This window comes from Geomonas propionica, from assembly GCF_016458235.1.
GTDB classification, from domain to species: domain Bacteria; phylum Desulfobacterota; class Desulfuromonadia; order Geobacterales; family Geobacteraceae; genus Geomonas; species Geomonas propionica.
The window spans coordinates 200,798-225,334 of record NZ_JAEMHK010000004.1; the positions used below are offsets into that span (position 1 = coordinate 200,798).

The following is a 24,537-nucleotide window of genomic DNA, read 5'->3' on the forward strand; positions in this document are numbered from 1 at the left end:
AAAACCGTTATCAGTTTTATAAAGAAGTTGATGACTGATGTCAACAGCTAATTTCGGAAGGATGCTTTTTGCGGATGTTAAGGGCGGCGATGGTTGAAGGTGAGACTCTCATTGCCAGGAGGTCCGGCCTCTGCCGTGCGGCAGAAGCCGAGCCCCAGACTTTTACTGTCAGTGCCCCCAAGGCTCAGTGAGCTGAAGTGATCTCCTCAGAGCATCATCAGCGGCTGCGATATTGTCTGGGTCACCCAGAACAGTCTCCACCCACAGGTTGAGTGCGCGTACGCGACGCACCTCAGGTAGAGGGGAAGTCAGCAGCGACTCCAGCGCGGAACTCTTCTCCTCGAAGTCGATGTCCAGGTACCACAGGGCCAGCACGTACGAAGCCACGCCCTGTTCCGACTTGAACCCTTTGTTCTCCGCCAGTTCGACCGCGGCAGTCAGGAACTCAAGGCGCTGGTCCCGTCCGATCTTGTAGTAGTCGCTCAGGTCGCGCATCAATGCCGCGTCCAGCCTCTCGACAAACTCCGCGCGCGCCACCTCGTTCATCTGCTCCACTCGAATTTCCATGACTCCTCCCCCAGATGATGACTGCGGCCGGATCGTCACCGCACGAACCGGGTCTTCTAAGGCTCTTTGGGCGGCTTTGGTTTCTCAGGCGAGGCTCGCACAGAAACCGCCGGACTGCCTCCCTGGTTAATCAGCACTTTGCTACCGACGATGTTGACTCCCGCCGGGCTGATATCGATGAAGTTTGCTCCGACTTTCAATGAGACCTGAGTCAGTGATTCGATCACCACAGCCTTTCCGGACAGGATGATTACCTCCTCCCCGGCCTGCAAAGCGCATTTTGTGGAAACCTTGAGTTGCAGGTCCGCTCCCAGTGAAAGGGAAAGGGTTCCGCCAATGGCTTCATTACTGTCGCCCACAATTTCAACGTGCTGATCGCGGGACACCTTCTCCAGCCGGTCCCGGGTAACGATGAGGTGACGGTCCTGCCCGACCCACTCCAGCGAATCCTCCTCCACCCGGTTCACCTGCTCCCGCTGCGCGTGCAGATACAACTGTTCCGCACCTTTCTTATCCTCGAATCGAAGCTCGTTGTGCCCTTCTCCACCGGGAGTCGAGCACGACTTGAGGCAGCTTCTGGTCTTCTCCGCGGGTAGTTGGTACGGCGGCAAGTTCACGCCATTATGGAGTTGGCCGATGATGACCGGCCGGTCAGGATCACCCTCCAGGAATTCGACCAGGACTTCATGGCCAACACGCGGCAAAAACATGGCGCCCCAGCCGTTACCGGCCCAAGGTTGCCCCACCCTGATCCAGCAGGAGCTGCTGTCATCGCCCTTCCCCGCCCGGTCCCAGTGAAACTTTACCTTCACCCGTCCGTACTGGTCGGCATGGATCTCCTCTCCCGGAGGCCCGACAACGACAGCCGTCTGCGGTCCCTGCACGACTGGCTTTGGTGTCAGACGCGCCGGACGATATGGCGTCTGGTGAGGTATGCAGACGTAACTGTTGTGGTAACTGGAAATGGAACCGGTAGCGTATGCTTCCGTTACATCATGCTTTACGGACACCAGGAGTAACTCTTTCCCCTCCAAGTCGCGGTTGCAGTGATCTCTCAGCCTGAAGCGATAGCCGCTGGCAAAGGCACGACAATCGCTATTGCCAAAGAGAACGGTGGCCATAGTTTCTTCTTCCTCCATACGTATCCGTGCCAGCCTGTCGCCTGCGCTCCTGCTGCCATAGCAACCGGGAGCATCGTACACCTCGCATTTTGCCCACTGTGACTGGGCTACACAGGGAGATTCCGTTTTTAATCCTGTCCTTGGAATGGCGAAGTTGTAGTCGTTAAGGGAGTATCTGCTGGGATGAATGAAGCGTGTGACTTCGAGGGCGGTGATGACGTCTTCCTCCCTGGTGCCGGTCGCGCTTGAGCGCGACGAGACGTTCTGCTGAAACGGACAGGGCGGATTGGCATCGGGAGAATCGGCGATGATCATCGTGTGCGTCCCATCCTCATGCCGGAAAAAATAGAAGAGACCTTCTTCCTCCAGAAGACGGGATATAAAGTTGAAGGCAGTTTCCCGGTACTGGACACAGAACTCTCTCTTGTCGTAACTTCCGCGCAGATCGAAGCGGTACCAGGACAAACCATGGCTCTGGAATACCTGCTCTACTATCTCGGGGGTGGAGCGGTTCTGAAAGATCCTTATGTCGGCACTCTTGCTAAGGGTCCAGAACCAGGAAACCAGTGTGCATCTGTAAAAGAAGAACGGACTATCTTCACCGTCCTCGCCGCCCGATCTGCCCTGCGTGAAAGTGGAAATGATCCCGTTCAGGTATCTTTTGTTGCCGTTAGCAAGGGTGATGGAGACAGTTGCATTGCTGCCGGGCAGGGCTTGCAGCGGAATCGAGTGACGCTCGGACAGCAGAGACAGCTCGAAGTTAAAACTGCGGGAGATACCCTCCTCTCCGGTTAATTCCATCAAGAGAAGGGCGTCTTCACCTAGAGAGGTGCGGATGGAAATGAGCCGGTCGCGCTGTGTGAACGTCATGCTGTACGCCTCACTTCGTCGGGATTGAAGGTCACCAGCGGGTCCGCGTCAAGAACGGAGTCTGGCGCTTTGAGCCAGGTGGAACGGCCAAGCCTTGGTGCATCGGAGGTTGCTGCACCGAGCCGGCATGGGGGGACTTCCTCTTTCTTTAGCTTCAGCCGGACTTCACACTCATATTCAGCCCCCGCCAGGAACCGGACCAACGACAGAAGCCTTGCCAGCTTGTCCCCTTCCCAGAACCCGCGAAACTCACGGTATCCCATCGGCCCCAGAGACAGCCGGAACGTCGACGTGATGTCACAGATCTGGCCGCCACAGACAGTGTCGACGCCAAGCCTACAGTTCCCCTTCCCAACGATAGTCCAATCCGATGGTTCCAACTCGACCACACGCGGCACGAACTGCTCCACTTCGGTGGCCAGTCCGAACAGCGACTGTACGATCTGAGCGATGGTAGCGGCAGTTGCTGCCGGGCGGCCGGCAAGGCCACTGAAGTGAAGCAGCGCCTCCTCTGAAAGGGGAAGTTGCTCCCTGAGGCCGTTGGTCCCCAACCCCAGGAAACTCAGCAGGTGCCCCGAAAAAACGTCACTGTTGTCGGCCTTTTTCTGCGGCAACAGACGGTTGCGCTTCCATGCCCGGTAAAACAAAGAGACCAGGCGGTGGTGAAAGATGTCATAGAAAGCTCCCATCGCCGTATCCTGGGCTTTGTCACGCTCCAAGAGGAGTTCGTGGTACCAATGCGGCAGCACGCCGGATGGGCCGATCAGCCCCAGCGCGGCAACCTCGACATGCACCACGCCGTCTTCGTCTTCGGTCATCCGTCCGATATCGCTTGGGGGGAAGGCAAACCCTTTGGCAGAGGTGAATCGAATCGTTTCGGCTCCCGGTGACAGGGCCTCTCCCACTGCGGGAGTGGACCGTCCCGCCCGTTCCAGGCGATGCACGGTCGGGAAAAAGCGGTGTCCGTGGCGGGCGGGATCTTTTGTCATAACAGCACCCGGTCACCGCTGCGCGGTGGCCACTGTTTGAAGATGCTGTTGTCACGAGTGGTCTTGGCGATGACTTGCACGAAGGAGTTCACCGACACGTACTGTCCGAGAAACCGCTCCAGCACCGCGGCAAAAAGGTACAGGCTGCTGCCGATGTATTTCTCCTCGTCGAACTCGATGGTCACCTCCACGCCGCGGCAAAAGCCCGCCCCCATCCGCCTGGTGACGGGACGAGAGCTCACCGACTCGATGCCATTGATCTCTTGCCTCGTGGAAGCAGAGCCGCAAAAGTCATAGAGGTGCAGAATCTCTCTCAAAGCTCCGGCACCAGTATCAACCAGGGAAAGATAGTTCAGAGACAGGTGTGAGATGAGGCTTCGTTGTCGCCCGCCGTCAAGGGGGGGACGCAGGGAGGTGGTCGGTTTGATGAGGCAGGAGATAGCTTGAAGCGGTGCGGGCAGCTCAGTTTGAAAATCTCCAGCCGGGTCGCCGAAAGGGAGCTTCGCGGGAAGGTCTCGATTTGAACAGCTGCACCGGACCAGCACCGTCTCCGGTACCGGGCAATTCACGTTGCCATTGCTAAAGGAAAGAAAGACATCGGTGCCACCGTCATGCGGGCGCGACGAAGGCCTTCTGTGCATGTGCCACAGGGGGAGTTCACCCTCGCAGCCCGGCCCGTTTTCAACGCCGAACACCGGGCTGTAACGCTTTACTTCCGAAGGCGAATCCGGAGTGACGGCGGTAACGTCGTCAATGGAGAGCACCTCCATCCCGTCCTCCCGCCTCAGGTCTGCAACGACGCGGTAGTCGGAGCTTTCATGATCCAGCCGGATCGGCTCCGCCACCTTGTTGAAGATGTTGACCACAGGAGTGGCATACAGGCAGAAGGTGTCACTCCCGACGACAAGGCACTCAGGCGCGGGCCGGTCCAGGTAGAGCAATAAATCCAGCAGCTCACCGAAAGCTTTTCCTTTCAGCCCGACTATCTCAAAAGACAGGAACTTCTGCGGGAGGGTGAAGTACTCCAAGAGCAGCCGGTACCCGGGAAACATTTGCTCGGGAGCGGGGAGAAGCCCTTCCTCCGCGGCGAACCCCACGGGAAGGAGGGCGCCAGGTGGAAGCTCCAGCCTCTCGCTCGCTGGCGCATCCGCCGCGCCACACTCCATCAGGCACACGTGGCTCAGCAACAACTGGTACAACGGGAACACATGCTGGGGCTGCCCGTTGAGGTGGAAGCGGAGCACATCGCCTTGAAAGGCCCCCCGGTGCACCCTCAACCTGATCCTCACTACCTGCTGCGCGCCCCTGACCTGACGCCGCGGTTCCTCGAGCCGGGCGTCGACGACTTCGATGGGCCAGAGGGTCACGGGGTAGACCGTCCTGAAGAGACAAGAGACTCCATGCACCGGCTTTGAGAACAGCTCCGTTCCCTTTGGGATGTGATAGCCTGCCTCGGGGAGATTCCTGAAGTTAGGCCCGAACTTCACCAGGGAAACGGATGGGATCGGGGTGACCAGTTGCGGATAGAGAACCTGCAAGAGCGATTGGGTGATCTCAGGCAGGCCATCGTCGATCTTGCGCTGGATGCGGGCGCACAGGAAAGCGAATGCCTCGATGAGGCGCTCCGTGTGCGGGTCCTCGCACTTGCTGGGCTCGAGCAGGAGTCTCCCGGCGACCTTGGGATACCTCCTGGCGAAGTCGCTCCCCATCTCGCGCAGAAAGCTTAATTCTCTTTCGAAGTAGTCGAGGAAGTCATCGGGCATAGGATCACGAGAGGATGGTGTAGGAACCGCTGTTGAGGTCGAAGTGGGTATCGAAGGCGGTGGGGACCGTTACCGGCTCAACCTGCAAGACGGCATCGATCCGGAAGCTGAGGCTCCGCTCCCCTTGGACCTGGCCAAGCCTCACGGTCACCTCCGTCAACCGCGGTTCAAAAGTCTCCAGCAGTCGCACGATTTCCAGGCGTATCGCCTGCTGCACCTGGTGCGAGCGCGGGTTGTCCGAGCTGAAATCGCGGCTGCCGTAACTCAAAAGGGAGCGCTTCAGATGGGAAGGGAGGGGGACTGGCACCTGCGGAGCCAGCCCCCTGTGAGGATAAGTTGTGGCGAAGGACCTGGTGTTGAAGAGGTTCTCCAGGTCGCGCAGCACCGAGTCGATCAGCGACTTGACGCTGCCGCGACGAGAGCAGGCGGATGCAGCGAGACCGCCCGGCTCCGGGTCGGTGAGCCTGTCGAGTAAGGATCTTCTCGGTTCCGGCTGGTAACGCATGGGTCCTCCCGCGTTCGTGCCCGTTTCAATCACACTTTCTTGTTGGTCTCCAGGTTCCACCCTGCGGCCACCTGCCCGCCGCCGGTGCCGTCGGAGCGGTTTTGCTGGGTGTAGGCGAGTTCGATCTTGCCATAGTTGAAGGCGATCTCCTCGACGGGGATGGCTTCGCCGCCGTGCGCGCTGCCGCCGGAGCGGTTCAGGCTGATGATCACGTTGGAAAGCTTGTACTCCATGTATTTCAATTTATCCCCGCCTGCCCGGCAGATCTCCAGGGTGACATTGGGGATGTGCTTGCCGGTGGCGCAGGCTTCAAAGAGCTTCGGGCTCGCCTTGTCCAGCACCTTGACGACGCTGAAATCGGAGAAGCTCGCCCGCTCGGCGGAGGCGCCGCCGGCGCTGCTGGCGGTGCCGGAGGTGGGCTGGGTGACGGAGAAGTTGTAGGAGAGGACCTCGATCCAGTCCCTGTGCTTATCGTCGCTGCTCTCTCCCGGTATCCCTTCTATCTTCAGGAACGCATCAAAGGCCATGACTTCCTCCCTTTCATGGTGGTCTCAACTTCGCTCAGTTCGTCCGGGGCGAAGGGAGGTTGGCGACGAGCCTCAGCGAGATGGTCAGTTCATCGAGTTGGTAGTGCGGCTTCAAGTGGGCGACCGCCCGATAGCATCCCAGCCGGCCCGGCTGATCGAAGACCTCGATACGGGCTTCGCGCAGCGGGAAACGCGCTTTCATCTCCTGTCCCGCATCATCATCCAAGAGCACGTACCGGCTGATCCACCGGTTCAGGTAATCCTCCACGTTCTTCCTGGTCCCGAAGCTGCCAATCTTGTCCCTCATCATCGCCTTCAGGTAGTGGGCAAAGCGCGACACGCAGAGGATGTACTGCAGTTGGGCCGAGAGCCTCGCGTTGGCATTGGCGGCATCGGTGTCGTAGATCTTGGGCTTGTGGGCGCTCTGGACACTGAAGAAGGCGGCCAAGTCGGTTCCTTTGCAGTGCACCAGGGGGACGAAACCAAGATCGGCAAGCTCCTTCTCGCGCCGGTCGGTGATGGCGATCTCGGTCGGGCACTTCGCCGCCAGTTCACCTTCGCCGGTGTCGAAGCTGTGAATGGGGAGATCGGCCACCGCCCCTCCCCCTTCGACGCCGCGGATGGCAGCGGTCCAGCCGTACCTGGAGAAGGCGTCGGTAATGCGGCCAGCGAGACAGTAAGCGGCGTTGCCCCAGAGGTATTTACCGTGGTCGCCGGCGACCTCTTCCTCGAACTGGAACGACTCAACCGGGTCGCTGTCCGGCGTGTAGGGCAGCCGCATCAGCACGTGCGGCAGGCACAGCGCCACGTACTTGGCATCCTCCGACATCCGGAAGGAACGCCACCGGGCGTAGTCGGCACCCTGGAAAACCTTGGCCAGATCCCTCGGCCCGTCCGGCCCCGCGTAGCTGTCCACGCCGAACATGGTCGAGGAAGCGGAGGTGATGAGCGGAGCGTGCGCCGCCGCGGCAACCTCGGACATGCGGGTTAACAGCGCCAGGTCCTGCGGCGTGTTGCCGAACTCGTAGTCCCCGACCAGGCAGCCGTAGGAGGCGCCGCCGAAGCTGCCGAACTCCTCCTCGTACACCTTCTTGAAAAGAGACGACTGGTCGAACTCTGACGCCTTCTCCATGTCCCGGGCCAGTTCCTGCTTGGAGGCGTTCAGTACGCGGATCTTCAGGTCGCTGCCGGTCTCCGTCTGGTGCACGAGATAGGAGAGTCCGCGCCAGGATGCCTCAAGCTTTTGGAACTCGGGATGATGGATGATCCGGTTCACCTGATCGCTGATGAGATGATCGATCTCGGCGATCCTGGTGTGGATCATCCGCTCGATGTCGCCGCCGGGCACCATCTCCCCGGCCAGCACCTGCTGCACCAGTTCGACCAGCATCTCCCTGGCATATGGCTTCTGGTCTTCGTAGCGGGCAAGCCGCCCTTCGCTCACGATCAGATCGAGCAGTTCCGGGGCAGGCTGTGGTTCAGCGAAGCGGATCCCCTTTTCTTGGTCGAACTCTTCCATGGCTCCCCCCTTTTCAGGCGCTCTCGCCGCCGGTACCGCTGCCGCCGGTGGGGCGGTGACAGATCTTCTTCAGCGCGTCACCACCGGTCAAAAGATCCCGCAGCAGTTCGTCCAGCCGGTCGTTTCCGTCCAGCCGGTTCAATAGATCGGAAAGTCTCCCGCGCGCTTCGACCAGTTTGCGCAGCGGCTCCACCTGCCGGGCCACGCGCTCGGGATGAAAGTCATCCAGTGAGGCAAAACGCAAATCCACCGCGAGTTGGGAGCCATCGCCGCACAGCGTGTTGTCGACCCTGAAGGCAAGGTGCGGTTTGATTGCTTCCATTACGCGGTTAAAACTATCCCGGTCGACTTCCACGAACTTCCTCTCCTTAAGCTTGGACAGAGGGGGTTCCGGCGAACCGGACAGGTCGGACAGCACTCCCACGACGAAGGGAATCTCCTTCACCTCCACGCCGTCGTCGACCTCGACGTCGTACGTGATACGGACCCGGGGCGCCCTCACCCGCTCCAGCCTGTGTTGCAAACTCTCCGAAGTAGCCATGATCTCTCCTTTGCCGCGCCCTTAGTGGGGGTACGGCATTGCCTTGGTGACATCGAGCAGACAGATACGCTTGAAAAGGAGCTGGGCCAGATCCGCGTCGCAATCGCGGGGTCCCCCATCTTGCAGACACCGGTAATACGCCACCAGCACTTCGGCAACCCAAAGCGGCGACTCCCAGCGCTCCAGATGTAGTTCTTCGATAATGCCGTACAGCTCCTCCACGATGGGTCGGGCCAGGTCCGCCCTTCCCGCTTCCAGGCACAGCTTGGCCATCAGGAGCCGGACCCGGTCGCGATCCCGTACCGAATCGGTGGCGTTGCCGGCGTGCAGCAGCATGGCGAGGGCATCCTGCAACCGCCCGGCCCCGACTATGGCCACGGCATCCCGCCACAGCGAGTGCTCCGGCTGTTCTGCTCCAGACCCACCTGAAGGGGCTGCGGGAAGATCGGGCAGGCGTATTTGGGTATCCTCCCCGTGCAGTTCGCTCAGAACGGTAAGGGATGCCTCTTGCTGCAGTCCCACTGGGGTAGCGGATGCCGCTGGTCCGACCTGCGCGCGGTACAGCGTGTCGACGAGCCTGCTGCAGCCGTCGATGGCAGAGGCGAGCTCGGCTAGAGTCGGTGCCGCGTCCAGGAATTTCTCCTCGAGTACCGTCGCCAGCCGCTGCACTTTGTGGTTGCACTGGGAGAGCCCTGTCCGTAGCGTCGCGGCAAAGCCTGCACCCGAGCGTGCGACCGCGGTATCAAAATCCTCTGCGCTCACCGCCGACTCCGCCAGCAGCTGTTCGCGCCGGCTCTTTTTGTCCTCGTCGATTTCGCCATAGCGGTTGGTCACATCTGCCTCGCAGCCCACCTCCCGGGATTGACGCCATTGAAGCCAGGAGTATCCGGGAGTGAGTTCCGGGTCGGTAAGCGGAATCTGCCTGACCTGCAAAGCAACCTTCCCGTTCAGGAACTGAAAGGGAGTGGCGCGATATTCCAGGTCCCCCTCCTCCGTCAGCGGGTAAACCGTGTCCCAGAAGCGCTCGGCGAGCCCGGTGATCAGTTCGAGCCCCGACTCCAGACCGGCAAAGCCTTCGGTGACCGTGAGCCCTTCGGCAAGCCACACCGCGATCTGCAGGTCCTTGGTCTTTTCTCTGAGGGCAGTGGTAGCCAGGGAAATCGCCTTTTCCCAGTTGGGCTGCTTGACGTCGTGCTGCCAGTCTCCCATGGCGGTGGCATCCTCGTAGCGACGCGCCTCCATGATCTCCTCGTAGACGGTCGTGTAGCGGAGGTCGCTTCCGGCAGGGCTTTCTGAGGAGATGGGCTGCAACAGATCCTCGATGCAAAGGTCACTGATCATGGCACCCCCTAGTCCCAGCACTCGGCGATCTTTACCGGGACCCGCGCGGGGAGGGGCTCGGCCGGCTGTGCAGCCAGGTCTCCCGCGCCGAAAAGCTGGTAATTTACCTTTATGAAGCGCACCCCCAACCGCTGCAGGGCTTCTTTTTCATGGGGAAAGTTGCTGGGGTAAAAGGTGTGCCGCCCGGCTGGGAACTCACGCAGGAATTCGGTAAAGCCGCGGCTGCCGGGATATCTTCTGGTGAGGGTGGTTTCGCCCACATCGATCTGCAGCACGACGTCGCTGCAAGACTCCGGCATGTAGACGAAAGGCCTGCTCACCGGGTAGTTCATGTTGACGATGGACTGCACCCCCGTGGCGCAATGCAGCTCCAGACGCGTCCCCTGGGGCTTGATGCGGGCTTCGGCGTTGGCGTCCGTGGGTAGCCCCTTGATGGTCACTTGGTACACCGCTTTGGGTGAACCGGCTGCGGTGGCAACTTTGGCCCTTCCTCCCTGTGCCAGGAAAGAGTAGAACTCGGGCTTGAAGGGGATGGAGCCGCCGAGGGCGGACTTCGCGAAATAGCCGCGCGCGGGGCTCCAGCCGATGAAGGGGTTCACGTAGTCGCCGACGTATTTCCAGACCGGCCCGTCCTTGCCCAGGAGGTACTGCAGCGTCTGGGGATCCCGGCTTCCCTGCACCTCCTTCAGCACCGTCTGCTCCCACTGGGCTTGCAGCGCGCAGGCCGTTTCCATGCGGATGTAGGTGCCATAGAAGGTAATGGGGCCGTAAATGAGACGGGCGAAGGTATCGTCTCCCTGCCCCTGCGCGAGGAGCTGGTTCAGCCGCTGGGCGGCCTCTGCCGCCTGGAACAGGGGCGACTTGCCGGCCTCACCGGAATCGCTGAAGGCCTGCAGCGCCATCCGGTGTGCCAGCGTCCTTGATTTCGCCACCGGAGCAATTTGTGCCACGGCGTTCAGGTATTCTCTGGCCTGGTTGGCGCCCTGGCCGTCGCCGGAAAGACTCCCTTTGTTGCCCCCTAGCCGGCCGATGCTCCCTGCCACCCTGCTTGCCTGTGCCGACAGCGAAGCTGCAACCCCGGCGGGCCCGGCGCCTTTCAATGCCTGGAAGCGGTACAGCTCGGCCACCCAGACCGGCAACGATTCCGAGGAGTCAAAGGGCTGCAGTTCCGTCAGGACGCGTCGCATGAAGGTGAAGTAGGGGCCCTGCTCGCCACCCATGGTGGCCGCCGTGCTCTGCCACTCCTTGGGCGCCAGCAGCCTCAGCGCGCCGTTGGGCAGCTGGGCGGCAAAGGTCTGCCAGGCATTAAAGGTGGCCTCCCGGTAGCTGCGCCAGAACTCAGCCCGCGCCTTTTCCATGATGTCCCGCTCCGGGTACGCGGCGGCGAGTTCCCCGAGCAGCCCGGTGATGCGCTCTCTTCCTTTGCGGGTGAAACAAGGGGCCAACGTGGGTTCCCCCAAGAGCACCCTCGATCCTCCCCAGAATTCCTGCAGCGCAATCGGAGTCGCCGTTTCCTCCCGGTTCACGTACCCCAGCACCCAACTGAAGTCGGCTCCCTTCAACAGCACCAGGCGCTTGAGCAACTGCTGCAGGCGCTGCAACTCCTCGGACATCTGGGCGGGATCGCCAAGCCAGGCGACATAGGCGAGGTAAAGGTTGCCGGCTGCGGGATCGGACCACCCCTGCGATTGCGACACCAGCACCCGGTACTCCGGAATCGGGCGGGCCGCCAGTCCGGTCCCATCCTCGCCCGAACGCCTCCCCTTCAGGAGATTGCAGCGTCGGCTCATGTGCAGGACCAACCCTCCGAACGCGGAATCAGGCAGCGCCGGCGAGACGGTTTCCAACGCCCCCGCCATTTCCGCATCGAACGGCGCCAGCAGGTGCTTCTTGTATTCCTGGCAGTAGCGCGCCTTGAGTGCCTGCTCGACCTCGCTGGCGCGGGTCAGGCCGAAGCGGGGCACCCACCAGTTCCGGTTCTTCAGCTCCACGTCCACGACGGCGCGACGCATGTTTTCCAGAGCGGCCAGATCGGCGGCGGTATCCCCCTGCAGGTGCGGCATGCCGGCCGACGCAATGGAAGCCTGGCGCAACACGGCAATGTTCTTCACGAAGGCGCAGGTGAGCATGGCGCACAGAGAAACACCGACTATCAGCCAGCAGACCAGGGCCAGGTTGTCCGAGAGGCGCCGCCACTTCATGGTCCGGGCACTGGGGCTCCACAAACCGCGGTCCCGGGGCAGAACCTTCTCGAAAAAGTCGTGGAGAAACGGTGCGTGAGCCACGGGCAGTGGGTGCGGCTCGCCGTGGCTTCTGTGGGGGGTGGGGCGAACAGGGACAGCGCTACAGAGGTAGATGCCGCGCAGAAGCGGCGTCTCCTGGTAATGATTGCGGCCGAAGGCGGCTGGCATGAATAGCTCGAGCCCAGGGCGCAGCGCCCGCAAGCGATCGGGGAAGAGGAGCAGGCGGCCGCTGGGTGGCGTGATCGCCGCACGATGCAGCAGCAAAAGACGCAACATGCGCAGCTGTGAGTCGATCGAGTGGGAAAACCGCTCCAGCAGGTGCGGCACATCGGCGTCCAGCTCGCGGTTCAAAAGCCCCATGGGCTGGTCCAGAGTCTCAGGAGGGAGCTCGCCGCAGAACTCGGTCAGGCCGGTTACCAGGTCGCACTTGGTGATGAGCAGGTACACCGGGAAGGTGACGCCGAGGTGGCGGATCATCTCCTCGATGCGGCAGCGCAGTTGCCGTCCCTGCTCCTCCAGTGACGCGTGGTCCCCGGCCACCAGTTGGTCGGCAGCCACGGCGACGATGACGCCATTGACGAGCTCGCTCCTGCGGTACCTCTTCAGCAATGACAAAAAGGTGAGCCACTCGTCGTGATCGGCAGCCGGATCGACCGGAAGCGCGTAGCGCCCGGCGGTGTCTATGACGATGCCTTGGTCATAGAAGTGCCAGGAGCAATTCGTCGTCGCCTCTTCCTCCGCCCCTTCCGAAAACGGCGACAGCAGCCGGGCGCTTCGCACCGCGCTGGTCTTGCCCGATCCGGTGGCGCCCAGCAACAGGTACCAGGGAAGCACATGCAGAGGGTCGCCTTCCTGCTTGAGATGCGATCCCTTCAGGGTCCGGACCGCCGCCCGAAAACTCTGCTGCAGATCGAAAATGCGGTCCCGCCGCGCCGGCTCCATCGGCGAGGCATCGAGCCGGAACGATGCCTCGGGCGCCGGCTGCGCTGATGCAGGGAGCGCGTCCGGCCGCGGCTTCCTCTGCTGGACGAGCTTTTTGATCCCTTCCAGCGCTCCCCACAGCAAGAGCAAGATAAAGGGGAGGAAGATTCCTATCCGCCACGGCCAGGGCAGGAGTGGGATCATGACGAAAGAGATCACCGCGGTGGGAAGCAGCGCCGCGCCAAAGAGCAGATATTTACAGTAGGTGAGCACGGTGAACTTCACGACGCACCTCCTCCGCTAGAGGTTCGGAAGGGTCAAACCGTTCAGCACGTATCGGTACACGAGGTACATGATGGCGAAGAGGATGACCGGCGCCGCCATCAGGACCACCGACAGCGGGGTGATGGCAAAATCAGTCTGCGGCCTCGGAGTTGCCGTGGGCGGTACATCAGGCAGGGACTCGGGGAAAAGGGAAAGGCCATCCAGCGTCGGAACAGAGTCCGTTCTCCCAAGAAACCGCTTCAACTGCGCGCACCTTAACTGCTCCAGCAGATACTCCCCCTGCTCCCCGATGTAGCGCCCTTTGAAGCCGAGGGCGAGGCAGGTGCAATAGACTTCGTGCACCTCCGGCTGCGGCCCCAGGGCCTCCAGGCGCTCGAAAGCTTCCACGCCGGCATCGGTGGTCTGATAGAAAAGTCGCTGCAATTGCTCATGCTGCCAGTGTTGCCGGTCAGGCCACTGCGAGGCCAGCAGGGTCTCGTCGACCCAGGCACAGACGATAAACCTGGCTTGGTCGAACTGATCCGGGTCGCACCCCGCCGCCAGCGACAGCGATTCCGCTTGTGCCAGGAGCTCCCGGATCTCCCCTTTGACCAGGGCATACTCCGGCGGACACTGCGGCAGTGCGTTACGGAACTCCACGACATGGGCCAGCAACGGCATGAAGCAATCGACAAGTCTCATGATCAGCCCCTGGTGACGATCATCAGCTCGGCCTCCAGGTCGTCAGGTGCCTGATCCCAGGAGAGAGCGACGTTTTTCCATTTTTGCACGAGGTCCCAATGTTCGGAGCGGCTGTCTAGGGCAAAGTACAGGGATGAGGCCCGGCGCGGAAGCTCCTGGGGCGGGTTGGGCAAGTGCTCCAGGGGGATGCCCGGCAAGGCCTGGGCAATCAGCAGAGGGAGCCTCTCCCGCGCGCCGAGCTTGGCCAGGCCGGTGAGGGACGCGAGAACGAAAGCGTGGTCCGCCTCGGTTGTCAGCGCCAAATAGAAGCGTTTTTTTCCCTGGAAGTGGGCTGGGGTGAGATCGGCCTGAAAACAGGTGCCGTCAAAGCAGAGCCTCACGGCGTACTCCGGGCCGGTGCAAACCTGGTCCAGGAGCTTCAGGATCAGATCGTGTGCCTGTGCGAAGCAACCGCCCAGGTCGAGGTGGTTGTAGTCGGGAAGGAAAGTGGTACCGCCGGCCAGTTCATCCCCCGAGCAGGCGACGGACTCGGAAAAGCAGGAGAGCTCGGCTACGAGTTGGGCGAGGACGCTGTACAGCTGCCAAGGGTGGACCAGGGCTCGGATCAAGTGGTCGAGCTCGGCCAGGTAACGGTTCACCGTCCTCAGGGCGAGGAGGTAAACCAGATCCTTGGAGCCGAACTCGGCCTCTTGGATGCCGCGCTGCTTCTTGCAGCTTTCCATGCGACGGGAGCGCACCGCGACCAGGTCCCGTATCCTCTGCACCAGGTCCGCAAACAGCGGCACAGCGGCGATAGTGAGCGAAGGGGGAATGAAATCAGGAGCGATCTCGAGTTCCTCTCCCCGCATCTCCAGCCTAGTGAGAGGGAGCAGCAGGTAGTCTCCCAGAAGGTCCAGCTCGCTCTCCCAGAAGAGCTTCAGGACGTAGTCCAGTTGCCGTACTTCCGCCGCGGGACCGCCTGCGTACAGATCGGGGCAGGACGTGGCGTCGGCAGCTGCCAGGTAGCGCGTATCGGATCGCCCCGCGGCATCACCCGGCTCCCGGACCGCCACGTTCTCCGCCCGCGCCTGCCATTTCTTAAGCCCCAGGTACACCGTCAAGGGTGCGCCCTTGCCTACCGCCTCTTCTGGGATGAGCCGCGCTTCCACCACGGCGTTCCCGGGCAGCTCGACGTAGGTGCCGTCGGGAAAGAGGAAGGCACCGCTGTCAACTTCGATGGATCGGAAACCTTTCGAGGAGGTTCTGACCGCAGCACGGGAGATGCCCCAGAAGTGCGGCACCAGGTGGCTGTGGTAGGGGATCAGCAGGGAGTGCGCGCCGCGCTCGGCAAGCTGGAAATGCTGCGGCTGCAGGAACATGCCCTGATGCCAGAAGATGGAGCGCTGCGCCGTGTTCATTCGACCCTCGCATTGGTTATCTCTTGGGCCCCAAGGTCCAGGTGCAGTACCCCCTGCGGTCCGTTCTCCGCGGCGCCGGGCGGTATGAAGAGCAGTTCAGTAACCTTCCTCTTACCCAGGGTGTAGTATCCAGTGGCGAGCCCCAAGTACCGGGCTCCTTCCCCCTTGTCGCAACTCTGGCTGAACTCCTGTCCCGGTTGAACAACCAGGAGCCGCGCGTTTATCACCGAGGCATCGAAACGACCGCATTCGAGGAGCTTGGGCACGCCGTCCTTGTTCAGCGCCAGTTGCCTGAAGCCGTCCGGCTCTTTGAGCTGGTACAGGCACAGCAGCAGCGCGTGGGAGCTCTTGTCATAGCGATTAAGCAGGGGATCCGCCTGGACCTTGAGCCGGATCACGTTGGCCGGCGGCGTGGAGGCGCCGCTTTGCGCCAGGCGCATGTTCATCGTGCAGCCAGCCAAGCAACCGAGGAATGCAGCGACGAGAAGTATCCTAAACATGGGCTCTCCTACGCGCGTGTTGACATGCCAGGCGGCATGCTTTCGGATGTCGCGCCCAAGGACAACGCACAGGTTAGCATAAATTTATTAACTGCAAACACCGGGGCTGGATTTTAATTTGTGCCACCGCCGATGGGACTTATGGTATAAACGAGGCTTGTTTGGGGATAGCAACAGGGGAAGAATCGGAGCCAGCGTGATGCCGCATTTCGTGGCGGACGACATAACGGGGGTGATCCTGGTAGGTGGCAAAAGCCGCCGCATGGGCCGGGACAAGGCATTCCTCGAAGTGCAGGGAAAGCCCCTCTTCGAGCGGGTGCTTGACCTGTTCCGGGAGTGCTTTGCCCAGGTGGTGCTGGTGGGCGACCGGGGGGAGCGTTTCGCAGATTACCCGGTGCGCGTCCTTCCCGACCTCATCCCCGGCAGTTCGCTGGGCGGGGTCTATACCGGCTTGTCCGGCGCGGACAGCGAATGGATCTTCGTGTCCTCCTGCGACCTCCCCTTCCCCAGCAAATCGATCCTGCAGCACCTGTGCTCGCTCAGAGAAGGTTTCGACGCGGTGGTCCCCAAGACCAGGCAGGGGTACGAACCGCTCTTCGCGCTGTACTCGAAGAGGTGCCTGGCACCGATCGGGGAACTCCTGGCGGGGGGCGAGTGCTGCGCCTACGCCTGGTACCCGCAGGCGAAGGTCAAGGAGGTTGGTCCCGAGGAGATTGCCCGGCTCGACCCGGCCGGCACCGCCTTCCTCAATCTCAATACACCGCAAGACGTTGTCAATACAGGAGGAATTACATGACGGTCAAGGCAGTATCCTTTGTGGCAAAATCCGGAACCGGCAAGACGACCCTGCTGGAGAAGGTCATCGTTCACCTCAAGGCACGCGGCTACAGGGTCGGGGTCATCAAGCACGACGCGCACCGTTTCGATATCGATCATCCCGGCAAGGACAGCTACCGGCTCACCGCGGCCGGCGCCGACACCATGCTCATCTCGTCGCCGGAGAAGCTCGCCATCATCAAGAAGCACACCCAAGCCCCCCCCATCGAGGAACTGATCGAGACCTATTTCGGCGATATGGACATCGTGGTAACCGAAGGTTTCAAGAAAAGCGGCATGCCCAAGATCGAGGTGAACCGGCAGGAGCGGAGCACCACGCTCCTCTGCCGCGGCGAGAGCTATGATCCCACCCTGGTCGCGGTGGCCAGCGACGGCGACCTCGATCTCGATGTCCCTGTGCTGGACCTGAACGACCCGAGCGCCGTCGCGGACTTCATCGAGGAGACCTTTCTCCAGTAACAACCATGCCTGGAATGGATGTAACAGAGGGGCACCGGCGGGTGCCCCTTTTTTTACGGGTGAGCCGCCGCGACCTGCACCGGCACACCTGTTCGCGGCACAGGGCCAGTCACCAAGGTTGGTGTTCACCATCTCACGCGCCACAATGCAAAAACCCCGGGAGCCTTTCGGCTACCGGGGTTTTGTTAATTAATTGGAGCGGGAAACGGGGTTCGAACCCGCGACTTCAACCTTGGCAAGGTTGCACTCTACCACTGAGTTATTCCCGCTCAACAGAGATCCTGTTTATAGCAAAAGCGGCCTGGCCAGTCAACCTCTTTTTTTAATGTCAGCAAAAAATTTCAGCTCTCAAATTGCTAAATGTCGTACTATATCGGGCACCATAGGCTATACTGCTGACACGAAAAATGACGACACAGTGACTAGCCCATGTGCATCGTGCTCATGGTCCTCGCACTGAGACAGCCTCACTGACAGGCCCCCCATCGGGCACCTTCCCCAAACCAACAAAGGTCAAAGAGGAAAATTCCATGGAGAACAGAAGAGCGGAGCTGATCGAGACGCTGCTGCCTAAGGACACCAATTCGTACGGCAACATCTTCGGCGGCGTGATCATGAGCATCATGGACAAGACCGCCGGCGTGGTTTGCTGGCGCTATTCCCGTAAGCGCGTGGTGACCGCCTGCGCCCAGCGCATCACGTTCCACACCCCCATCAACGTGGGCGAGGTGATTTACTCCAGGGCCACCATCATCCACGTGGGGCACAGCTCCATGGAGGTCGAGGTGGAAGTGGAGGCGGAGAACGTCACCGACGGCAACAAGCGCCTGGCCGCCAGCGGCGTCTTCACCATGGTGGCCGTCGACGAGAACTGGCACCCCGCGCCGGTGCCGCAGTGGCAGCCGGTGACCGAGGCGGAACTGGAAAAATGGCGCGAGGTGGAGAAAAGGAGAAAGAAGGGATGAGTCCGCGCATGCTCCTTTTGCTGTCGGCGCTCCTTCTGCCGGGATGCGAAACGCTGAACGACGCCATGATCAGGCACATGCTGAAAGAGCCGGGCCTGAGCGGAAGGACCAGCGACCAGATCCGCGGGGGACTGGAGCGACGGGAGAAGGCCCCACCGGCGACGGTGCCGGAGGCGGCGCCCCCCTTCCTCGATCAGGGGTGAGGAAAGGGCGCGGGGGTTTTGGGAATGGCGGCGACGTCGAGATGGGCGACACCCCACCCCAGAAGTTCCGCCGGGGCCGCATGCTGCAGTTCCGGCGGCGGGGATTGCCCGAGGAAACACAGTGCCGCGAACAGCAGCCCCCCCCCTTCCCGCGTGAGGTCACGGCCGGCGGCGAGGGAAACCGCGTTGTCGCGCTTGCTGAGCTTGGCGCCGTCGGGCCCGGTGACCAGCGGCAGATGGCAGTACGACGGTGTGGGGAAGCCGAAGATGCGCTGCAGGTAGATCTGGCGCGGCGTCGAGGCCAGGAGATCCGCCCCTCGCACCACCTGGTTGACACCCGAGGCGGCGTCGTCAACCACGACAGCAAGGTGATAGGCGTAGGGGCCGTCGGCCCGGTGTATCACAAAATCTCCGCAGGAGGCGGTGAGGTGCTGGCTGTAGCGCCCCATGATCCCGTCATCGAAGGAAATCACCTCGTCGTAGACCTTGACCCGCAGCGCCCGCTCCACCTTCTCGGCCGGCAGCCCATCGCGGCACAGCCCGGGATAGACCAGACCATCCTCGTGCGGGGCAGAAGCGATCTGGGCGATTTCGCTCCTGGTGCAACCGCAGGCGTAGGCGAGCCCACGCTGCTGCAACTGCTCCGCGGCCGCCCGGTAATGCTCGGTGCGTCTGCTCTGGAACAGCACCTCCCCGTCCCAATGAAAGCCGAGCTTTTCCAGCGTCGCCATCATGTCGTCGGCGATTCCGGGCACCACACGTGGCAGATCCAGGTCCTCCATGCGCAGCAGCCAGAGACCTCCCGCGTTCTTCGCGATCAGGTAACTGCCGAGCGCGGCGACCAGGGAGCCCACGTGCAGCGGCCCGGTTGGGGAGGGCGCGAAGCGGCCGACTGTCTGAGTTTTATCTGTTGGCATAAACCACGAAAGAGATCAGCCACGGAGATTCGGAGACGCCCCGAGAAACCCGACGTGAGGTTCCTCAGAAGTTCTCAGAGTTTCTCCGTGGCCAACGGTTTGGTCTTAGAGGAAAGAGCAGCAGTAGTCCGAGACGGCGCTGACCTTCAGCTTGAAGCTGGAGTTCTCGGGGACCTCGAAGGCCTCGCCACCCCTGATGGTAACCCAGTCGGGGGAGCCCGGGAGCAGCACGGTCATCTCGCCGGCCATGATCTCCATCAGCTCCGCGGAACCGGTGTTGAAGGTGTACTCGCCGGGCATCATGATGCCCAGAGTCTTGCGGGATCCGTCGGCGAAGAAAATGGTACGGCTGGTCACCCCGCCGTCGAAATAGACATTGGCCTCTTTGACCACCGTTACGTTGTTGAATTCAGACACAGTTAGCTCCTCCATAGTGTGAAATCGGACACAAACCCTATATAAAGCATCTGAGACACCTGCCTCTACTTCTGCCACTCGCCGCTCTCCCAGCGTTCCAGGGCGGTCTGGGCGCGAAAGCCGAGCAGCCCCGGCTGCCTCGCAATCACGGTGAGCGTCGCCAGGCACCGCTCTGGAGCCTCCCGGATGGCATACACGGCCACCATGCCGGCAACGACCGGATCGGGATCCTCGAGCAGACGCAGCAACTCCTCCACACCATCTTCCCGCTCCAGGGCGCTGTAGTAGCGGTTCAAGTCCGCGACTTCGGCAGCAGCCAGGTCTTCGGCCATGGCTTCCATCGCCTCGGCATGGCGCACCGCCGCCTTGGCGAACCATCCCACCAGCTTTGCCACCTTCTCATGCTGCTGCAATCGTTCCTCCCGCCCGGCGCCCTGTTCTGCGCGGAGCCGCGAACGGTGAAGGTAACAGTTTTTCAAGGCGCCTTCAAGAATAAAGACTTACCTGCAGACGTCATAACAGAGCCGCAACCCCTCTGCATCAGACACGAAAAAGGCGGGGGAAAATCCCCCGCCTTTTTAGCTGCCCGTAGGAGCAGAACTGCCTAGATGTCGAAGTACAGGGCGAACTCGAGCGGTACCGGACGCATGCGGACCGGGTTGACTTCGGCTTCGGTTTTGTACTCGATCCACTTGTCGATGACGTCCGGGGTGAAGACGTCGCCTTTGTAGAGGAACTCGTTGTCTTCCTTGAGGGCGTTGAGCGCCTCCTCCAGGCTGCCCGGAGCGGACGGGATGGTGGAGAGCTCTTCCGGGGAAAGACCGTAGATGTCCTTGTCCAGCGGCTGGCCCGGATCGATCTTGTTCTCAATGCCGTCAAGACCCGCCATCAGCAGTGCTGCGAAGGCGAGGTAGCCGTTGCAGGACGGGTCCGGAGTACGGTACTCGATCCTCTTCGCCTTCGGGTTGGTGGAGAACATCGGGATGCGCAGGGAAGCGGAACGGTTACGGCTGGAGTAAGCCATGTTCACCGGAGCCTCGAAACCCGGCACCAGACGCTTATAGGAGTTGGTGGTCGGGTTGGTGAAGGCGCACAGCGAGCGGGCATGCTTAATGATGCCGCCGATGTAGTACAGAGCCATCTGGGAAAGCCCGCCGTATTTGTCGCCGGCGAAGAGGTTGGTGCCGTCTTTCCACAGGGACATGTGGCAGTGCATACCGGAGCCGTTGTCGCCGTAAAGCGGCTTCGGCATGAAGGTGACGGTTTTGCCGTTGCGGTTCGCGACGTTTTTGATGACGTACTTGAACCACTGGAGCTGGTCGGCGATGTCGACGAGCGAGGAGAAGCGCATGTCGATCTCAGCCTGGCCGCCGGTGGCGACCTCGTGGTGCTGGCACTCGACGCGGATGCCGACCTTCTGGAGCTCCATCACCATCTCGTTGCGGAGATCGTTCTGGGAGTCGGTCGGGGCAACCGGGAAGTAGCCTTCCTTGTGGCGCGGCTTGTAGCCGAGGTTCGGGAACTCTTCACGGCCGGTGTTCCAGGCGCCTTCCACGGAGTCCACGGCGTAGAAGGAGGAGTTGGCGGTGGAGTCGTAACGGACGTCGTCGAAGATGAAGAACTCGGCTTCCGGTCCGAAGTAAGCGACGTCGGCGAGGCCGGTGGACTTCAGGTAGCTCTCAGCCTTCTTCGCGATGTTACGCGGGTCGCGGGTATAGCTCTCTTTGGTGATCGGGTCAAAGATGTCGCAGATCAGGGAGAGGGTCGGAACAGCGGTGAACGGGTCCATCTTTGCGGTGGTCGGATCCGGCAGAATGATCATGTCAGAAGCGTGAATGGGCTGCCAGCCGCGGATGGAAGAACCGTCGAAACCCTGGCCTTCCTCGAAGGTATCCTCGCCGAACTCACTCATCGGCACGGTAAAGTGCTGCCAGATGCCGACGAAATCCATGAATTTGAAGTCGACCATCAGCACGCCGTTTTCTTTGGCAAATTCCACTACTTGTTTTGGTGTCATCTACTGTCTCCTTTCAAATTAAGTAAAGAATCAGCCAATTAGAGAGCGTCTTCGCCCCTCTCACCGGTCCTGATCCGGACTACTTCTTCTACGGGGGTGACAAAGATCTTGCCGTCGCCGATGCGGCCGGTTTTCGCTGCCTGTTCGATGGCGTCGACAACCTTGCCGACCACTTCGTCAGAGACAATGATTTCCATCTTGATCTTGGGGATGAAATCAACCACGTACTCGGCGCCGCGGTAAAGCTCGGTGTGCCCTTTTTGACGACCGAAACCCTTCACCTCACCGATGGTGATACCCTGGATGCCGATCTCATTGAGTGCTTCTTTCACTTCATCAAGCTTGAAAGGTTTTATGATTGCTTCGACTTTTTTCAAGGCAGTTATCCTCCGCTTGTTGTTCAGTGCGCCGCGAATTATAGATATCTTGCTATGGAATTGCAAGTTCTAATAAAACGAGGGCTGATGGTTGACGACCCTGCTGCAAGACATCGGCCAATGGCCAGAGCGATCTGCTTACTACACCAAATTCCAGACATTTAGCCGGAACAGCCTATCTCCGACCTTGACGCCGGCAACGCTGCTGCCTAAATGTTATGCAGGCAACTGCCTGCGATATGTCCGTGAGACCTTGATGTTATTAATCAGATACTTATTAATGCATCCTGCCAATGTGACCGACTGTGGCAAAGCTAAAATAGGAGCCCCATCATGAGGCTCCTATTGTCAGGCAAGTAAAGAATCGTGGATCACAGGACGAAAAGCATTTCCCTGTAGGTCGGCAGCGGCCAGTACTTGGCAGCGATAATTTTTTCCAGTGCATCGGCGGTGGCGCGCAGTTCGAGCATCTTGGCGAATACGTTTGCCCTGAATGCGGCCGCCTGCTTGTCGGCATCTGCGATATTAAGAGCATCTTCCAGCGCCTTCTCCAGCGCCTTGGTGTTGGCGCTCATCGCGGCCAGCTTGTCGCTCAACTCTTCCAGCAGTCCCTTCTGCGTGGAGACATCCAGTTTGCTGGATACGGCGGTAACCGCATTGATGGAGGATGCCACCGTGGTCGCATATTCAATGGCGGTAGGGATGATGCTGTGGTTGGCCATGTCGATCATGGTCAGCGCTTCAATGTTCAGGGTCTTGACGTACTGCTCGAGCATGATTTCGTAACGAGCGTGAACTTCCTTTTCGCTGAAGACATTATGGGCGGCGAACACCTCCTGCGCTTCTTTGGAAACCAGCTCCTTCAGTGCGTCGGGAGTGCTGGGAATGTTCGGCAGGCCGCGTTTGGCTGCTTCCTGGACCCACTCGTCGGAGTAGTTGTTGCCGTTGAAGATCACGCGCTTGTGTTTTTTCGCGGTTTCCTGCAGCAGCTGGTCGAGATCGGCTTCGAAGTTGGTGGATTTCTCCAGCACGTCGGCAAATTCCTTCAGCGCCTGGGCAATGATGGTGTTGATGATGATGTTCGGGCCCGAGATGGAGAAGGACGAACCGAGCATCCTGAACTCGAACTTGTTGCCGGTGAAGGCGAACGGCGAGGTCCTGTTCCTGTCGGTGGCGTCCTTCGGGAGCGAGGGAAGGGTATTCACGCCGATGTCCATGTGACCGCTCAGGGAGGACGATTTCGTTACGCCCGCTACGATCTGATCGATGATGTCGGCAAGTTGCTCGCCGAGGAAGACCGAAATGATCGCCGGAGGTGCTTCGTTGGCGCCCAGTCGATACTCGTTGCCGGCGTTGGCGCAGGAGCAGCGCAGCAGCCCGGCGTAGGTGTCCACAGCCTTGATGGTTGCCATGAGGAAGGTCAGGAACTGTGCATTTTCATGCGGGGTGTGACCCGGCTCGAGGAGGTTCTGGCCGTCGTTGGAGCTCATGGACCAGTTGTTGTGCTTGCCGGAACCGTTGACGCCGGCAAACGGTTTCTCGTGCAGCAGGCAGACCATGTCGTGCCTGAGGGCAACACGCTTGAGAACTTCCATGACCATCTGGTTGTGGTCGGTGGCGATGTTGGTGTTTTCGAAGATCGGTGCGAGTTCAAACTGTCCCGGTGCCACTTCGTTGTGTTGGGTCTTAGCGGTGACGCCGAGTTTCCACAGTTCTTCGTTCACTTCCTTCATGTAAGACAGCACTCTTTCCTTGATGCTGCCGAAGTAGTGATCTTCCATTTCCTGCCCCTTGGAGGACATGGCGCCGAAAAGGGTTCTGCCGGCCATCATCAGGTCGGGCCTTTTCAGGTAGAAAGACTTATCAACCAGGAAGTACTCCTGCTCGGCGCCGACGGTCGAGGTAACCCTGGTGACATCGGTGTTGCCGAACAGCTTGAGAACGCGCACAGCCTGCGCGGAAAGCGCTTCCATGGAACGGAGCAGAGGAACCTTCTTGTCGAGGGCCTCACCGGTGTAGGAGCAGAAGGCGGTGGGGATGCAGAGGGTGACGACGTCAGCCTCTTCCCTCAGAAAGGCGGGGGAAGTGCAGTCCCAGGCGGTATAACCCCTGGCTTCAAAGGTCGCCCTCAAGCCGCCGCTGGGGAAAGAGGAGGCATCCGGCTCGCCCTTGACCAGTTCCTTACCGGAGAACTCCAGCAGTGCCCCGCTCTCGGTCGGCGAAAGGAACGCGTCATGCTTTTCAGCGGTGATGCCGGTCATCGGCTGGAACCAATGGGTGAAGTGCGTTGCGCCTCTCTCGACGGCCCACTCTTTCATTGCAGCTGCGACTACATCTGCGATGGAGGGATCCAGCGGCAGACCTTCGTCTATGGTTTTCTTCAGGTTCTTGAAAACGGCTTTCGGCAGCTTGTCTCTCATAACGGACTGGTTAAACACGTTTTGCCCAAACATCTCCACGATACAGCCTCCTTTTTATGCAGCAGTGTCTAAAAAATAAGCACAGCGCTTATATGGGTTTTCGAAGTTCCAGGGATTTACAGTTCAATCGCGCTAAAGCCACCTATATTAAGCAA

At 60.6% G+C, this 24,537-nt stretch carries 23 protein-coding genes and 1 tRNA gene; 4 read left to right on the plus strand and 20 right to left on the minus strand.

Translation table 11 applies throughout. The annotated features are described in order from the left end of the window. Window positions 1–168 precede the first annotated feature (168 nt). From JFN90_RS07365 to JFN90_RS07425, 13 genes are read right to left on the minus strand one after another with little or no spacing between them, the layout of a single operon-like run. Window positions 169–567, minus strand: a complete 399-nt coding sequence (locus JFN90_RS07365; RefSeq protein ID WP_199394468.1) for a hypothetical protein — start codon at window positions 565–567, stop codon at window positions 169–171. Between the two features lie 56 nt (window positions 568–623). Next, window positions 624–2,558 (minus strand): type VI secretion system Vgr family protein, encoded by a 1,935-nt coding sequence (locus tag JFN90_RS07370; protein WP_199394469.1) that lies wholly within the window; start codon window positions 2,556–2,558, stop codon window positions 624–626. Continuing rightward, on the minus strand, window positions 2,555–3,547 hold the full coding sequence (tssG, locus tag JFN90_RS07375; RefSeq protein ID WP_199394470.1) for a type VI secretion system baseplate subunit TssG: 993 nt from the start codon (window positions 3,545–3,547) through the stop codon (window positions 2,555–2,557). Before tssG ends, JFN90_RS07370 begins: the two co-directional genes overlap by 4 nt. Next, window positions 3,544–5,310, minus strand: coding sequence for a type VI secretion system baseplate subunit TssF (gene tssF / locus JFN90_RS07380; protein WP_199394471.1), 1,767 nt, complete (start codon window positions 5,308–5,310; stop codon window positions 3,544–3,546). Before tssF ends, tssG begins: the two co-directional genes overlap by 4 nt. Window positions 5,311–5,314: 4 nt before the next feature. Continuing rightward, window positions 5,315–5,815 (minus strand): type VI secretion system baseplate subunit TssE, encoded by a 501-nt coding sequence (tssE, locus tag JFN90_RS07385; protein ID WP_199394472.1) that lies wholly within the window; start codon window positions 5,813–5,815, stop codon window positions 5,315–5,317. A gap of 29 nt (window positions 5,816–5,844) precedes the next feature. Further along, window positions 5,845–6,342, minus strand: a complete 498-nt coding sequence (locus JFN90_RS07390; protein ID WP_199394473.1) for an Hcp family type VI secretion system effector — start codon at window positions 6,340–6,342, stop codon at window positions 5,845–5,847. Window positions 6,343–6,376: 34 nt separating this feature from the next. Beyond that, the gene (gene tssC, locus JFN90_RS07395) at window positions 6,377–7,861 is read right to left on the minus strand and encodes a type VI secretion system contractile sheath large subunit (protein ID WP_199394474.1); all 1,485 of its coding nucleotides are present in this window, start codon (window positions 7,859–7,861) and stop codon (window positions 6,377–6,379) included. 13 nt (window positions 7,862–7,874) lie between these two features. Then, the gene (tssB, locus tag JFN90_RS07400; protein ID WP_199394475.1) at window positions 7,875–8,402 is read right to left on the minus strand and encodes a type VI secretion system contractile sheath small subunit; all 528 of its coding nucleotides are present in this window, start codon (window positions 8,400–8,402) and stop codon (window positions 7,875–7,877) included. A 21-nt stretch (window positions 8,403–8,423) separates the two neighbouring features. Then, entirely contained in the window at window positions 8,424–9,743 is a 1,320-nt protein-coding gene (gene tssA / locus JFN90_RS07405; RefSeq protein WP_199394476.1) for a type VI secretion system protein TssA, read from the minus strand. A gap of 8 nt (window positions 9,744–9,751) precedes the next feature. Next, a complete protein-coding gene (locus JFN90_RS07410) occupies window positions 9,752–13,192 on the minus strand; it encodes a type VI secretion protein IcmF/TssM N-terminal domain-containing protein (RefSeq protein ID WP_199394477.1) in 3,441 nt (1,146 codons plus the stop codon). A gap of 15 nt (window positions 13,193–13,207) precedes the next feature. Then, on the minus strand, window positions 13,208–13,873 hold the full coding sequence (locus JFN90_RS07415) for a DotU family type IV/VI secretion system protein (RefSeq protein WP_199394478.1): 666 nt from the start codon (window positions 13,871–13,873) through the stop codon (window positions 13,208–13,210). A gap of 2 nt (window positions 13,874–13,875) precedes the next feature. Further along, window positions 13,876–15,270: a type VI secretion system baseplate subunit TssK gene (tssK, locus tag JFN90_RS07420; RefSeq protein WP_199394479.1), complete on the minus strand. Its 1,395-nt coding sequence runs from the start codon at window positions 15,268–15,270 to the stop codon at window positions 13,876–13,878. Continuing rightward, entirely contained in the window at window positions 15,267–15,770 is a 504-nt protein-coding gene (locus JFN90_RS07425; RefSeq protein WP_199394480.1) for a type VI secretion lipoprotein TssJ, read from the minus strand. Before JFN90_RS07425 ends, tssK begins: the two co-directional genes overlap by 4 nt. A gap of 199 nt (window positions 15,771–15,969) precedes the next feature. Between JFN90_RS07425 and mobA the strand changes: the two genes are divergently transcribed. Together mobA and mobB are read left to right on the plus strand one after the other, a co-directional pair. Then, a complete protein-coding gene (gene mobA, locus JFN90_RS07430) occupies window positions 15,970–16,566 on the plus strand; it encodes a molybdenum cofactor guanylyltransferase (RefSeq protein ID WP_199394481.1) in 597 nt (198 codons plus the stop codon). Continuing rightward, window positions 16,563–17,066 carry a molybdopterin-guanine dinucleotide biosynthesis protein B gene (gene mobB, locus JFN90_RS07435; protein ID WP_199394482.1) on the plus strand — a complete coding sequence of 168 codons (504 nt, stop codon included), beginning with the start codon at window positions 16,563–16,565 and terminating at the stop codon, window positions 17,064–17,066. Before mobA ends, mobB begins: the two co-directional genes overlap by 4 nt. Window positions 17,067–17,260: 194 nt before the next feature. On the opposite strand, the gene JFN90_RS07440 is transcribed toward mobB, so the two are convergent. Continuing rightward, window positions 17,261–17,335 (minus strand) — tRNA-Gly (locus JFN90_RS07440). Between the two features lie 261 nt (window positions 17,336–17,596). On the opposite strand from JFN90_RS07440, the gene JFN90_RS07445 reads away from it, so the two are divergent. Together JFN90_RS07445 and JFN90_RS07450 are read left to right on the plus strand one after the other, a co-directional pair. Next, on the plus strand, window positions 17,597–18,031 hold the full coding sequence (locus tag JFN90_RS07445) for an acyl-CoA thioesterase (protein ID WP_199394483.1): 435 nt from the start codon (window positions 17,597–17,599) through the stop codon (window positions 18,029–18,031). Beyond that, complete coding sequence (locus JFN90_RS07450) at window positions 18,028–18,234, plus strand: hypothetical protein (protein WP_199394484.1); 207 nt, start codon at window positions 18,028–18,030, stop codon at window positions 18,232–18,234. The genes JFN90_RS07445 and JFN90_RS07450 overlap by 4 nt, the downstream gene beginning before the upstream one ends. Here JFN90_RS07450 and gluQRS read toward each other — a convergent pair. From gluQRS to JFN90_RS07480, 6 genes are all read right to left on the minus strand, one after another. After that, complete coding sequence (gene gluQRS / locus JFN90_RS07455) at window positions 18,225–19,151, minus strand: tRNA glutamyl-Q(34) synthetase GluQRS (RefSeq protein WP_199394485.1); 927 nt, start codon at window positions 19,149–19,151, stop codon at window positions 18,225–18,227. The two genes, JFN90_RS07450 and gluQRS, sit on opposite strands and share 10 nt — an antisense overlap. A gap of 105 nt (window positions 19,152–19,256) precedes the next feature. After that, the gene (gene ppnP, locus JFN90_RS07460; protein ID WP_199394486.1) at window positions 19,257–19,568 is read right to left on the minus strand and encodes a pyrimidine/purine nucleoside phosphorylase; all 312 of its coding nucleotides are present in this window, start codon (window positions 19,566–19,568) and stop codon (window positions 19,257–19,259) included. Window positions 19,569–19,633: 65 nt separating this feature from the next. Further along, the gene (locus JFN90_RS07465) at window positions 19,634–19,981 is read right to left on the minus strand and encodes a hypothetical protein (protein ID WP_199394487.1); all 348 of its coding nucleotides are present in this window, start codon (window positions 19,979–19,981) and stop codon (window positions 19,634–19,636) included. 191 nt (window positions 19,982–20,172) lie between these two features. Further along, window positions 20,173–21,585, minus strand: coding sequence for a type I glutamate--ammonia ligase (gene glnA, locus JFN90_RS07470; RefSeq protein ID WP_199394488.1), 1,413 nt, complete (start codon window positions 21,583–21,585; stop codon window positions 20,173–20,175). 38 nt (window positions 21,586–21,623) lie between these two features. Further along, the gene (locus JFN90_RS07475) at window positions 21,624–21,962 is read right to left on the minus strand and encodes a P-II family nitrogen regulator (protein ID WP_012531513.1); all 339 of its coding nucleotides are present in this window, start codon (window positions 21,960–21,962) and stop codon (window positions 21,624–21,626) included. Window positions 21,963–22,333: 371 nt separating this feature from the next. Then, window positions 22,334–24,415, minus strand: coding sequence for a glutamine synthetase III family protein (locus JFN90_RS07480; RefSeq protein WP_215906734.1), 2,082 nt, complete (start codon window positions 24,413–24,415; stop codon window positions 22,334–22,336). Window positions 24,416–24,537 lie beyond the last annotated feature (122 nt).